The sequence below is a fragment of the Rhizobium sp. 01T444 genome, from assembly GCF_056398305.1.
The window spans coordinates 131,258-144,561 of record NZ_JBFTPD010000003.1; the positions used below are offsets into that span (position 1 = coordinate 131,258).

9 protein-coding genes are annotated in these 13,304 nt (G+C 60.9%); 4 read left to right on the plus strand and 5 right to left on the minus strand.

Going from position 1 to position 13,304, the window contains the following annotated elements; genetic code table 11:
• The first annotated feature begins 10 nt into the window (after positions 1 to 10).
• Both glgX and AC1DTN_RS06175 read left to right on the plus strand, forming a co-directional pair.
• Positions 11 to 1,981, plus strand: a complete 1,971-nt coding sequence (gene glgX, locus AC1DTN_RS06170) for a glycogen debranching protein GlgX (RefSeq protein WP_439016578.1) — start codon at positions 11 to 13, stop codon at positions 1,979 to 1,981.
• Positions 1,982 to 2,068: 87 nt separating this feature from the next.
• Positions 2,069 to 2,557, plus strand: a complete 489-nt coding sequence (locus tag AC1DTN_RS06175; protein WP_439016579.1) for a MaoC family dehydratase — start codon at positions 2,069 to 2,071, stop codon at positions 2,555 to 2,557.
• Positions 2,558 to 2,572: 15 nt separating this feature from the next.
• Here the strand turns inward: AC1DTN_RS06175 and AC1DTN_RS06180 are convergent, their stop codons facing one another.
• Genes AC1DTN_RS06180 through AC1DTN_RS06195 form a run of 4 tightly spaced genes read right to left on the minus strand, consistent with a single transcriptional unit; the run spans position 2,573 to position 7,711 of the window.
• Entirely contained in the window at positions 2,573 to 3,121 is a 549-nt protein-coding gene (locus AC1DTN_RS06180) for a sarcosine oxidase subunit gamma (RefSeq protein ID WP_442206425.1), read from the minus strand.
• Positions 3,114 to 6,107 carry a sarcosine oxidase subunit alpha gene (locus AC1DTN_RS06185; protein ID WP_442206426.1) on the minus strand — a complete coding sequence of 998 codons (2,994 nt, stop codon included), beginning with the start codon at positions 6,105 to 6,107 and terminating at the stop codon, positions 3,114 to 3,116. The genes AC1DTN_RS06180 and AC1DTN_RS06185 overlap by 8 nt, the downstream gene beginning before the upstream one ends.
• Positions 6,104 to 6,445, minus strand: a complete 342-nt coding sequence (locus tag AC1DTN_RS06190; protein ID WP_007817381.1) for a sarcosine oxidase subunit delta — start codon at positions 6,443 to 6,445, stop codon at positions 6,104 to 6,106. Before AC1DTN_RS06190 ends, AC1DTN_RS06185 begins: the two co-directional genes overlap by 4 nt.
• A 12-nt stretch (positions 6,446 to 6,457) precedes the next feature.
• Positions 6,458 to 7,711, minus strand: a complete 1,254-nt coding sequence (locus AC1DTN_RS06195; RefSeq protein WP_113320962.1) for a sarcosine oxidase subunit beta family protein — start codon at positions 7,709 to 7,711, stop codon at positions 6,458 to 6,460.
• 241 nt (positions 7,712 to 7,952) lie between these two features.
• On the opposite strand from AC1DTN_RS06195, the gene AC1DTN_RS06200 reads away from it, so the two are divergent.
• Complete coding sequence (locus tag AC1DTN_RS06200) at positions 7,953 to 9,149, plus strand: FecR family protein (RefSeq protein ID WP_442206427.1); 1,197 nt, start codon at positions 7,953 to 7,955, stop codon at positions 9,147 to 9,149.
• 4 nt (positions 9,150 to 9,153) lie between these two features.
• On the opposite strand, the gene AC1DTN_RS06205 is transcribed toward AC1DTN_RS06200, so the two are convergent.
• Complete coding sequence (locus AC1DTN_RS06205) at positions 9,154 to 11,325, minus strand: CHASE2 domain-containing protein (RefSeq protein WP_442206428.1); 2,172 nt, start codon at positions 11,323 to 11,325, stop codon at positions 9,154 to 9,156.
• A gap of 300 nt (positions 11,326 to 11,625) precedes the next feature.
• Here AC1DTN_RS06205 and AC1DTN_RS06210 point away from each other — a divergent pair, with 300 nt between their 5' ends.
• The gene (locus AC1DTN_RS06210) at positions 11,626 to 13,254 is read left to right on the plus strand and encodes an adenylate/guanylate cyclase domain-containing protein (RefSeq protein WP_442206429.1); all 1,629 of its coding nucleotides are present in this window, start codon (positions 11,626 to 11,628) and stop codon (positions 13,252 to 13,254) included.
• Positions 13,255 to 13,304 lie beyond the last annotated feature (50 nt).

Consider the following 13,304-nt stretch of genomic DNA (forward strand, 5'->3'; position numbering starts at 1 on the left):
GGGGGGGCATATGGGGGGCAACAGTTCCGCACAGGGCGGTGCCATCGTCTTTGAAACAGGCGTGGAGTTTTCTGTCTGGTCGCATCATGCAGCGCAGGTCGATCTCTGCCTCTTCGACGATGACGGCAAGGAATATGCGAGGCTCCCCATGGCCCGCGACAGCGACCACATCTTCCGTCTTTTTGTCGATGGATTGAAGGAAGGCGCGCGCTACGGCTACCGCGCGGACGGCATTTACGCTCCGGATAACGGCCTGTGGTTCGACCCCTCGAAGCTGCTGATCGATCCCTATGCCAAGGCGGTCGATGGGCCTTTCCATTACGACCCGCGGCTCGGCATCTTCGGCGAAGATACGCAGCACCTGATCCCGAAGTCGGTCGTCACCAAAGACGCGCCCCTCAAAAGCCGAAAGCCGCTCTTCAAACCGGGCGGCTTTATTTATGAGGTGGCCGTCAAGCCCTTCACCATCCTGCATCCGGACGTGCCGGAAGCTCAGCGCGGCACCGTCGCCGCTCTGGCTCATCCCTCCGTAATCGCTCACCTGAAGCGCATCGGCGTCGATGCTGTCGAGCTGATGCCGATCACCGCCTGGATCGACGAGCGGCATCTGCCGCCGCTCGGCCTGACGAACGGCTGGGGCTACAATCCCGTTGCCTTCATGGCACTCGATCCGCGTATCGTGCCGGGTGGTATCGTAGAGCTCAGCGAAACAGTGGCGAAGCTGCATGAGGAAGGCATCGCCGTCATCCTCGACCTCGTTTTCAACCATACTGGCGAAAGCGACCGATACGGCACGACGCTGTCGCTGCGCGGTATCGATAATCTCAGCTACTACCGCCACGTAGCGGACCGGCCATCCGTGCTCGTCAACGATACCGGCACCGGCAATACGGTTGCCTGCGACCATCCCTACGTCCAGCGGCTCATCATCGACAGCTTGCGCCATTTCGTCCGCAATGCCGGCATCGACGGCTTCCGTTTCGACCTCGCTCCCGTTCTCGGCCGCACAGCAAACGGCTTCGACCGCAACGGCACTCTGGCCGCGATCCTCGCCGACGACCTGCTCGCCGATCGCATCATGATCGCCGAACCCTGGGATATCGGCCCAAGCGGCTATCAGCTCGGCAATTTCCCGGCACCCTTCCTGGAGTGGAACGACCGTGCCCGCGATGACATCAGGTGCTATTGGCGTGGCGATGGCTGGAAGACGGGTTCGCTCGCGACCGTGCTGGCCGGCTCGTCGAACATTTTCTCAGCCAACGGCGGGACAGAGACCCGAAGCGTCAATTTCCTCGCTGCCCATGACGGTTTCACGCTCCTCGACCTCGTGTCCTATAGCGGCAAGCACAATGAGGCTAACGGCGAGAACAATCGCGACGGCCACAACGAGAACCATTCCTGGAACAACGGCGTCGAAGGTGAAACCGCCTATCCCGTCATCCGGGAACGCCGCAAGGCCGATGTCATAGCGCTCATCTCCACCCTCTTTGCCAGCCGCGGCAGCGTGATGTTGACGGCCGGAGACGAGGGCGGCCGCACGCAGCACGGCAACAACAATGCCTATTGCCAGGACAACGAGATCACCTGGGTCGACTGGAAGCTGCTGGACGAAGACCTGATCGCCCATACCGCCTTCGTCGCCACGCTTCGCCGCCGTTTCTCGGTCTTCTCCGACCTGGCCTTCTTTTCCGGTAACGGCGATGTGGAGTGGATTTCGCTCGCCGGCGAGCCGATGACAACAAGCGAATGGGAAACGCCCTCGCTCTCCACCCTCGGCATAGTGCTTGCAACGCACGATCGTTCCAACCGCAAAGAGACCCGCCTCGCCGTGCTCTTCAACCGCTCCGAACAGCATCAACTCTTCACGCTTCCCTCAGCCGGCGAAGCAAACTGGCGCCAGCTTCTGCCGGATGGCGCACGGAAAGTCGGTGGTCGCGCCACCGTTGAGCCGCGTTCGGTTGCCTATTTCGTGGAAAATTGATCCACGAAACCCGCGAGTACGAATCGTTATCGCAATCGTCACGAATGCGCGATAAGGCTTGCGGCTGCGGCTTTTTACGAGGAATGCATGGTCATGGAAATTTCGCTCTCGGATGTCCGGGGGCTGGTTGGCACGGAAACAGGATTGTCTGACTGGATCCTCGTCGATCAGAAGATGATTGATGCCTTTGCCGAGGCAACCGGCGACCATCAGTTCATTCACGTCGATCCTGTTCGCGCAGCAGCCGAAAGTCCCTTCGGCGGAACCATCGCCCACGGCTTCCTGACACTCTCGCTGTTGTCGACGATGAATTACAATTGCCTGCCCAACGTGCGTGAGCAGACGATGGGCATCAATTACGGCTTCGACAAAGTCCGCTTCATGTCGCCGGTCAAGAGCGGCACCCGCATCCGCGGCCACTTCGTGCTCTCGGACGCCCGCTTCCGCGGCGCCGGCATGCTGATGACGACCTATGATGTCTCGATCGAAATCGAGAACGAAAAGAAGCCGGCGCTCACCACCCGCTGGATCACCATCATCCAGTTCGACCCGAAAGACCGGCCGGAAGACGTTTAAGGACCTTTGCAGGCCTTAATGGCTCGCGTCCTCGGCGCCTTCGGCGAGCAGCCCGAAGACATAATCCGAAAACGACCGCCAGCATTCCACCCGGAACGTATCCTCCTCGGTGCGGAAGAGCACGATCTCGACTTTGCCGAAGATCGTCCGCGAGCAAGCGCCCACCCGGAAAATTTCCAGAGAGAGGTCCTGCGGGCAGCCGGCGGACAGCGTCGTCTCCGCACCCGGTCCGGAAGCAATGATACCGACGTTGCGGTGGGAGACATCGACCGCCGAATGCAGGACATCAGCGCCTGAAAGAAGCGCCGGAAGATCCGAACCAGCCTCGTCAATTACGAGCCATTCGTCCGGGCCGAGCCAGAGCGCCGAACGCCCCCCGGCACGGCCGGAGGTCTTGGGTAATGTCGGCAAAGTCAGCCCCAGCGCGGAAGAGAGTGCCGATACGGATTCAGCCGGCGCACGCAGCGCAAGGCGGCTTGCGACCGGTGCCACCGTCAGGCGCACCGTCGCCGAACCAGCAAGGAGACCAGAGAGAGCCGGTTTGCGAATTGCGACCTCAGCCATGGATACGGCCTCCTTCCTTGTCAAAGAACACCAGATCCGTCACCTCGACCGGAATGGTCCGGTCCGGCATCGGCACATAGAGCGTTTCGCCCACCAGATTGCGGCCACCTTCAACCAGTGCAAAGGCGATCGAGCGACCACAATTCTCAGACCAGTAGGCCGATGTCACGTGACCGAGCATCGTCATCGGCTTAGGCTGGTTCGGGTTGGCGACGATCTGCGCGCCCTCTTCGAGCACCAGCTTCGCGTCCTTCGTCGCAAGACCGACGAGTTGCTTGCGGCCGTCCTTGACAAGATCGGGCCGCTTCAGCCCGCGAATACCGACGAAGTCCGCCTTCTTCTTCGAGACAGCCCAAGAGAGCCCGGCGTCATCAGGCGTCACCGTACCATCCGTATCCTGGCCGACGATGATGTAGCCCTTCTCGGCGCGCAGCACATGCATGGTTTCGGTGCCGTAGACGCAGGCGCCGAGTGGCTCGGCATTGGCCCAGACTGCCTCCAGCACCGACTGGCCATAGTCGGCGGGCACATTGATTTCAAAGCCGGTCTCGCCGGTAAAGGAGACACGGAAGAGACGTGCCGGAATACCTGCCACCTTACACTCGGCGACACTCATGTGCGGGAAGGCTTCGTTGGATATATCAAGCCCTTCGACCAGCGGCGCCACGATATCGCGCGCCTTTGGCCCCTGCACGGCGATTACAGCCCACTGCTCGGTCACCGAGGTCAGCCACACCTTCAGATGCGGGAATTCCGTCTGCAAGTAGTCTTCCATGTGGTTGAGAACACGCGGCGCGCCGCCGGTCGTGGTCGTCACATGGAAACGGTCATCGGAGAGACGGCCGACGACGCCGTCGTCATAAACGAAGCCGTCTTCGCGCAGCATGATGCCGTAGCGGCATTTGCCTGGTTTCAGCGTGTCCCAGGCATTGGTGTACATGAGGTTCATGAATTCGGCGGCATCGGGTCCGACGATCTCGATCTTGCCGAGCGTCGAGGCGTCGAAGATACCGGCAACTTCGCGCGCCGTGCGGCATTCGCGGGCAACGGCCTGATGCATCGTTTCGCCGGCGCGCGGATAAAACCAGGCGCGCTTCCAGTTGCCGACATCTTCGAAGACTGCTCCCTGGCCCTCTTCCCAGGCATGCAGCGGCGTCTTGCGCGTCGGGTCGAACAAGGGCCCACGCGAATGTGCGATCAGCGCTCCGTAAGTCACCGGCGTGTAAGGCGCGCGGAAAGTGGTAAGACCGACCTGCGGAATATCCTTGCCAAGCATTTCGGCAGCGATCGCCAGGCCATGCATGTTGGAAAGCTTGCCCTGGTCGGAAGCCATGCCGTTCGTCGTGAAGCGCTTGATATGCTCGATCGAATGCATGCCCTCGCGCACCGCAAGGCGGATGTCCTTGGCGCAGACATCGTGCTGGAAGTCGATGAATGCCTTGGCATTCGTCTCCGGCCCGGCACCTTCGGCAGCACCAATCATGCCACCCGTCCAGTCGAAGGCCTGCTCGACAGAAATGCCGATCTTGCTGCCCGCCTGCCTGCCGACGGCCTGCGCCATCAGCTCGCCGGCGGCAAGCGATTCCTCGACGGTCTGCTGCAGACCATCAGTGCCATTGCAGGCGCCAACGGAAAGGCAGTCCTGCGCATAGGTGCCGGGCAGGAAACGCTGCGTCTCGGCATCGAAGGCAACCTTGCCCCGCGACTGGGAGAAGAGATGCACGGAGGGTGTCCATCCAGCGCAGACCAGCAGCGCATCGACGGCGATCTTGCGTGGTGATCCGCCGCCGTTGCGCGCGACCGTCATCGACGAGATGCGCAGCGCACCCGACGTATTGACGACCGACTGACCGGTCAGCACATCGATGCCGAGCGTACGGGCTTCGGCCAATACTGCTGCACCCGGCGCCTGTCTACTATCGACGATCGCAGCGATCGAAACACCCGCCCTCTTCAGGTCAAAGGCCACCTCGTAGGCTGAATCATGCGCGGTATAGATGCCGACCTTCTGGCCGACCGCAACGCCATAATGATTGAGATACATCCGCCCGGCCGAAGCGAGCATGATGCCCGGCCGGTCATTGTTCGGAAACACCATGTGCCGTTCGATGGCGCCGGTCGCCAGGATGACGCGCTTGGCGCGGACCTGCCACAGCCGTTCGCGCGGCAGATCGCGGCCGGGGCGGGCGATATGATCCGTGACACGTTCGACGAGGCCGATGAAATTATGGTTGTAGTAGCCGAAGGCCGTGGTTCGGGTCAGGACCTCCACGTTCTCCATCGCCTTCAGGCGTGCAAGGGTCTTCTGCACCCAGGCGTAACCATCAAGCTCATCCACTTTCACGCCGGCATCGAAGCGCAATGCGCCACCGGCTTCCGCCTGCTCGTCGCAGAGGATGATTTTTGCTCCGGCTTCCGCAGCAGCCAACGCTGCCGAAAGACCGGCAATACCGGCACCGACGACCAGCACGTCACAATGGGCATAACGGCTGGCATAGTGGTCGGGATCGTCTTCCGTGGGCGCGACGCCAAGACCGGCAGCACGGCGGATCATCGGCTCGTATACACGTTTCCAGGCGGCCCGCGGCCACATGAATGTCTTGTAGTAGAAGCCCGCCGCGAAGAAGGGCGAGAACAGGTTATTAACCGCACCGACATCGAAGGAAAGCGACGGCCAACGGTTCTGCGACTTCACGATCATGCCGTCGAAGACTTCCTGCACGGTTGCCCGCACATTCGGCTGTTTACGGGCGCTGTCGCGCGCAACATCGATCAGCGCATTCGGCTCCTCGGCTCCGGCCGAAAGAATCCCGCGCGGGCGATGATATTTGAACGAACGGCCGACAAGATGCACACCATGGGCAATCAAGGCCGAGGCAACAGTATCGCCTTCGAGCGCTGTATAGCTCTTGCGGTCGAAGGTGAAACGCGCGGTTTTGGCGGGCGTCAGCCGGCCCTTGCCGGCAATACGGTTCGCGCCGCTCATTGGGCCTCTCCTTCAACTGCTTCGTAGGTCTCGACCGGCGCATGCGGCTCGGCCGCAGTCCCGATAGCAGGCTTCGGTTCGCCGGCCTTGTAGGTCATGATGAACTTGTCGCTGATGGTATCACGCGCCGCGTTGAAGAAGCGCCCGCAGCCGTGCATGTGCCGCCAGCGCTCGAAGATCAGGCCTTTCGGATTGTCGCGCAGGAAGAAATATTCTTCGAACTGCTCGTCAGAGATTGAGGCGATATTGGCCGGCCGAACGATGTGAGCGTCACCGGCACCACGGAACTCGAGCTCGGAGCGCTCTTCCTGACAGTAAGGGCAATAGATCAGCAGCATGTCGTCCTCCTGTCAGTGCGCGACGGCGGCAGCCGCCGCCTCGTCAATCAGCCGACCAGAGCGGAACCGCTCCAGCGTCAGCCCGGCATTGAACTTGTGCACCTCGTCGCGGGCGATCAGATGGGCGAAGAGATTGGCCGAACCCGGTGTCGCCTTGAAGCCACCGGTACCCCAGCCGCAATTGACGTAGAGCCCGGGAACAGGCGTCTTCGACTGGATGGCCGAACGGTCCGGCGTATTGTCGACGATACCGCCCCACTGGCGCATCATCTTCACGCGGCGGAACATCGGGAAAAGCTCGCAAATGGCGTCGAGCGTATGCGTGATGATCTGCAGGCCACCAGTCTGGGAGTAGGAGTTATACTGATCCGTACCCGCACCGATGACGAGTTCACCCTTGTCGGACTGCGAGATATAGGCATGCACCGTGTTCGACATGACGACGCAGGGAAAGATCGGCTTCAGCGGCTCGGAAACCAGTGCCTGCAGCGGGCTCGATTGCAGCGGCACGCGCACGTCCGCCATCTTCATGATTGTTGTCGTGTGGCCGGCAGCCGACACGCCAATCTTCTTCGCGCCGATGAAGCCCCTGTTGGTCTCGACGCCGGTGACCCGACCGTCCGGGCCACGGCGAATGCCGGTGACTTCGCAATTCTGGATGATGTGCACACCGCGGTCTGACGCCGCACGTGCATAACCCCAGGCAACCGCATCGTGACGCGCCGTGCCGCCGCGGCGCTGCAAGGCGGCGCCATTGATCGGGTAGCGGGCCGTCGCCGAAATATCGAGCGGCGGACAGTAGGCCTTGGCCTGCTCGGGTGTCAGCCATTCATTGTCGATGCCGTAGAGCCGGTTGGCATGGATATGCCGCTTGAAGCTCTGCATGTCATGCACATTGTGCGACAGCATCATCACGCCGCGCGGCGAATACATGACATTGTAATTGAGCTCCTGCGACAGCCCTTCCCAGAGCTTCATCGAATGCTCGTAAATGTGCATGCTCTCTTCATAGAGATAGTTGGAGCGGATGATCGTGGTGTTGCGGCCGGTATTGCCGCCGCCTAGCCAGCCCTTTTCCAGCACCGCCACATTGGTGATGCCGTGCTCCTTGGCAAGGTAATAAGCTGCGCCCAGCCCATGACCGCCACCGCCGATGATGATCACGTCATATTCGGGTCGCGGCTCCGGCGAAGTCCACTGCTTTTCCCAGCCCCTGTGCCCGCGCAGAGCCTCCCGCGCTACGGCAAAAACCGAATATTTCCGCATCCGCCATCATCTCCTTCAGGCAAAGGCATTTTCGTCGTGGCCATACAAATCGCAAATCGAATTGCGGCACAACGGTTCTTTTGCGACGTGAAAGAGCTTTTGTTTTGACACGGCGACGGCTGCATCGCGCCGCTTGGCGGCGATCGGCCTTCGCAAATGCGACATAACCCTTTTCTCACCCAACAGGGCAGGCAGAACGGGCCTACTGGAAATGTTAGTATCCCCTTATGTGGGGTGTACGATGTTGGGTTGGCGTAGCATACGGATCGCGGGCATCTGCTTCGCGCTGTCAGGCGCGTGGCCGGCGTTCGCCGCTGAACCCGTCGGCCAGGCGACTCTCATCAAAACCGAAGTGACGGGACAGGGCGGGCCGATCATCGTCAATGACGAAGTCCACCGCAACGAGCGTATCCGCACCTCCCAATCGGGGCTCGGCCAGTTCATCTTCCGCGACGGCACCAAGCTTGCCGTCGGCTGGGGCTCGTCCGTTGTCATCGACAAATATGTCTACGACGATACCGATTCAGTCAAACGCCTCTCCATCAAGGCGGCCAAGGGTACGTTCCGCTGGGTCAGCGGCAATTCGAAATCCTCGGCTTACCAAATCCAGACGCCGGCGGGCACGATCGGCGTGCGCGGCACTGCTTTCGATTTCTACGTCGGCCCCGACGGTACGACTGCCGTGGTGCTGCTGAATGGCGCGGCGACCTTTTGCGGTCCTGGCGGCTGCCGGCAATTGCAGCAGCGTTGYGATTGCGTCATTGCGCGGCCGAACGGCAACATGACGGATGCTCAGCCTGTCAACCGCAGCGTGCTGCAGAGGCTGGGCAACCAGCGCGCCCTTCCCTTCCTCTCTGGCAATCAGAGTTTAACGGGCGGCCTCGGTCTACTTGGCGGCTGCCGGATGGCCTCGGTCGACCCTGAGCGCAAAGACCGGCTTCGCCAGACACCCCGACCGCGAGATCCGGATCCACAGCCCCAGCAGCAACCACAGAAGCAGGATGCTCCGCCGACGCAGCGGCCGGAAAAACCGCATCACGACAAGCCGCATCATGACAGGCCCCACCATGATAAACCCCACCATGATAAGCCGGAGCGCGACTGGCATGACAAACACGACGGGCATGGCTGGAGGGACAAGCACGATAGAGACGACCACCATGGCGATCATGGAAGGCCGGACCGGCACGAAGGGTTCGGTCGCCCGGACCGGCACGACGCACCTGACAGGCCGAGCCGCACGGAAGGGGCAGATAGTCACCAGGACCGCAGCCATCAGGACAGACCGAGCACGCAGGAAAGAAGCGGAGGCGAAAATCAAACTGCCGGCAATGACCAGAGCGGGGGAAGAGATCGGGATCGTGACCGTAGCCACAATCGGGATCAGAACCGAAATCGAGGCTGGGGCGGAAACGGAAATCGGGACCGCAACCGCTGACTGACTATTCGACGGACTGCTGTTCCGGCAGGCCGATATCCTCCCGAAAATGATCGTTCCTGGCCGATATCCGCTCATAGAATTCCGTGAGGCCGGCCAGGACCTGTACCCCGGTGAGTTTTGCCCCACCGATCAGCTTGCGGCTGTTCCTCGAACGCTCGCGCAAGGCCCCCATTACCTCCTCATGGACGAGATGCAGCGCGCCGAATTCCGGCGAGGCAGCGACCTTCTCATCGCCGACCACGGCAAAGATCTGCGTTCGGCTGCTCTTTCCTTTGAGCGGAATGGCTCCTGCCTCCAAGAGCGCCGCCCCGCTTTGCGCCCGTGCAGTGGTGCCGGAGATCAGGATATCGAAGCCGACGTCCTTGCAGCAGGATTCGATGCGCGCCGCGACATTCACCGCGTCGCCCACCGCCGAATAGTTGAAGCGTGTCTTCGCGCCCATGTTGCCGACACAGGCGAGACCGGTATGGATGCCGATGCCGATTCTCACCTGCTGAGCGCTGCCGAAACCGAAGGCGTCATGAGCATTGAGCTCAGCTAGGGTCTCCCGCATGGCGAGCGCCGCCCGCAGCGCCTTTGCCGCATGATCCGAAACATCGACCGGCGCATTCCAGAATGCCATGATGGAATCGCCGATGAATTTGTCGAGCGTTCCCTCGTTCCCGACAACATGACGGCTCAGAGCATCGAGCAGCGTATTGAGAAACTGGACGACGGCGGTCGGAGTCAGCCTTTCACTGATCTCGGTGAAATTGCGCACATCGACGAACATCATGGTCAGTTCGCGCTCGTCCCCGCCGAGCTTCAGCGCATCGGGCGTATGCTCGATCCTGTGGAGCAGCGAAGGCGAGAGGTAATGGCCGAAGGCGCGCCGCACCTCCCGCCGCTCCCTGTCGATGACGAGGATGCGGAACGATGTTGCCGCGAAATGCGTGATGGAGCCGCTGATAATAGGCGCCAGCGGATCGAACAGCAGACCGGCATAAAGAAAGCACAGCCACGAAGCGGCAAGCGCCATCGCGGTGATCGCCAGGCCACAGACCAGCGCCACGGCCGGACTGACGAAGGTCGTTATGATGACGAGCAGGAAGCCAACCACGGCAATAGACAGGATCTCCAGCCCGTCGGCCCAGTCCGGCCGCGACAAGTAGCGTCCCGAAAGGATCTGCTCGACAGTCTGTGCCTGCAGCGAAACACCCGGCACATTTTCTCCGAGAGCGGTGGCGCGAATGTCCTGCAGCCCGACAGCAGAGGTGCCGATGAAGATGATGCTGCCTTCGACCTGGGCAGCGACATCAGCGGCCGCTCCACCGGCAGCAAGGACCTTTCCGGCCGAGATATAGCGCTCTGCCCGGTTCGGCGTCACATAAAGCCAGATCTCTCCGGCAGCCGTCAGCGGAATGATGAAATCGCCGATCTTTGCAGAGGTGATGATCCCTGCCCGGTCGGGTGCGCCGGCCAGCACATAGGTCGAGGCACCCTGCGCGACCCGCAACGCTTCGATCGCAAGATTGGGATAAAACTGCTCTCCGTCGCTAAGGAACAGCGGCACTGCGCGTACCACCGATGACGAGCTGCCGGGATTGAGACTGACATGGCCAAGCCCTGCGGCATTCGCCTCCAGCCCCGGCCGGAGCGGCGTCGAAGCACCAAGATGCGGAGGTGCCGACAGCGGACTCTCGCCGATAAAGGCAAAACCGGCTTTTACCGGCGGCTTGTAGTTGCCTTCGTTGGAAAGCCCGAAGCCGAGAACGACTGGCTTTCCTTCGATCGATTGCGCGAATATCTCGTCATTGTCAGGCAATTGCGCCGCAAGCGCTGGATCGACGCCCTCCACCTCCTGGATGACATTGCGCGGCGACATCCGGTCGGGCTCGGCAAAGATGACATCGAAGGCGATGGCCGCCGCTCCCATATCCGAGAGACGCTGGACCAGCATTGCCAGCCTGTCGCGGGGCCAAGGCCACTGGCCGAACTCCCGCAGGGAAGCCTCGTCGATATCGACGACTCTGACGGGCACGGCCTCAAAGCTGCGCGGCACAAGGCGCTGATATTCGTCGAAGGTAACGTCGCGGACCTGCCTGAGCACCGGCGGATCGCTTGCTCGGAACATCGTGAGTGCAGCCACGATGACGAGGCCGATCAGGACACCGATCTGCTGCAAACGCGTCATGCTTCCGTCGAAGTCCCTTACAAGCGCACCAAAGCTTTCCTGTCCGCCGGCAAGCTACGCTTGTTTGACGCCAAAGACTATTCGTTCATGCTCAGAAGCTGAAAAACCGTGTGAAATATGGCTGTCGGTTCCGCCCAAGCATTTTCGCTCCGGTGTAACAGCAACACAGTAAGCAATTACTTCCAGATTTGGCCAACCGTTGCGGCCAGACTTTCCAGCTTCGGCCTTGCCGCGCATGCGACGAAATGTTTTTCTCCTTCAGGGGATTTAACAATTCGATCATTGTCGAAGGGATGAGCCATGGCAGATCCGCAAGGAGAGACCACGGCAAGAACTGCGGAAAACTCGGCCTCTGCCGCCCGCAGAAGCGGCTATTGGCTGATCGCCGTCGTGCTGGCGATGCTGGCCGGGCTGCCGCTCGCCGTCTGGCTTGATATCAGCGACCTCTCCGAAAGTGCGCTGCGCCGGCAGGCGCGGGACATGAGTTCGCTCGTCACCAGCATACGCTCCTATTATTCAGCGAATGTCGTCGGCAGAGTGCTCGCCGCCCATCAGGCGGGCGATGTCAGCGGCACGGTCGTCTCACACAACTATGCCAATATTCCAGGCGCCATTCCGCTACCCGCCACGCTTTCACTGGAACTCGGCGACGTCATCAAGGAGCAGCAGGCCAACATCACCTACCGCTTCCTCTCTGACCTGCCCTTCAAGAATCGCGCGCCTCACGATCTCGACAATTTCGAAACGGCCTCACTCGCATCCTTGCGCGCCAATTCCAGCCAAACACTGACCGACCTCACCCGCGTCGGACTTACCGATACGCTGCGGCTTATCACGCCTGTGATCATGGGCCAGGCTTGCGTCGCCTGTCACAACACTCATCCTGAAAGCCCGAACAGGGATTGGAAGGTAGGCGATGTGCGCGGCATTCAGGAAGTCATCATCCGCCAGCCCTATGCGAGCAACGTTCTCGCCTTCAAATATCTGCTCTGCTATTTCTTCTTCGTCGCCATCATCGGCATCAGCTTCATTGTTCTGCAGCGTCAGCAGACGCGCGTCATCCACAGTGCCAACCGCGATCTTGAAGCAGCTAACGAATTCCTCGCCAGCGTTTCCCTGAAGATTTCCCGCTATCTCTCACCGCAGATCTACAAGAGCATCTTCAGCGGCCAGAAGGATGTGGTCGTCCATACCGAGCGAAAGCGCCTGACGATCTTCTTCTCCGACATCAAGGATTTCACCGCCACGACCGAGCGTCTGCAGCCGGAAGCGCTGACGGAAATGCTGAATGAATATCTGACCGAAATGTCCACGATCGCGCTCAAACATGGCGGCACGGTAGACAAGTTCATTGGCGATGCCATGCTGGTCTTCTTCGGCGATCCGGAAACCAAGGGAGCCGAAGAAGATGCCAAGGCTTGCCTGCGCATGGCAGTCGACATGCAACGCCGGCTCGGCGAACTGAAGGAGAGATGGCGCCGGAACGGCACGGAGGAGCCCTTCGTGGTGCGCATGGGAATCAATAGCGGCTATTGCAACGTCGGCAATTTCGGCAGCAGTGACCGCATGGACTATACGATCATCGGTGCCGAAGCGAACCTCGCCGCACGCCTGCAATCGATCGCCCAGGGCGGGGAGATCGTCATCAGCTACGAAACCTATGCGCTGGTGAAAGATATYGTYGATGCCCATCCTTTGCCGCCGATCACCATGAAGGGTATCCAGCGGGAGATCGTACCCTACGCCGTGGACGGGCTGATGCTCGGCGCCGATCACAAGAGCCGCATTCTCAGCGAACATCTGGCCGGACTGGACCTGCATCTGGACACGGCTCGGCTTGAGCCGGCGGATCGCTCCCGTGTTATCGCCGCGCTGAAAGAAGCGATCGCAGCTCTGGACGAAACGAAACCCGAGAAGCCACGCTCCTAGCTCCGTAGAGGCATGGGCGGGATTTTTCCAACCGATCGCATATCCCGTCT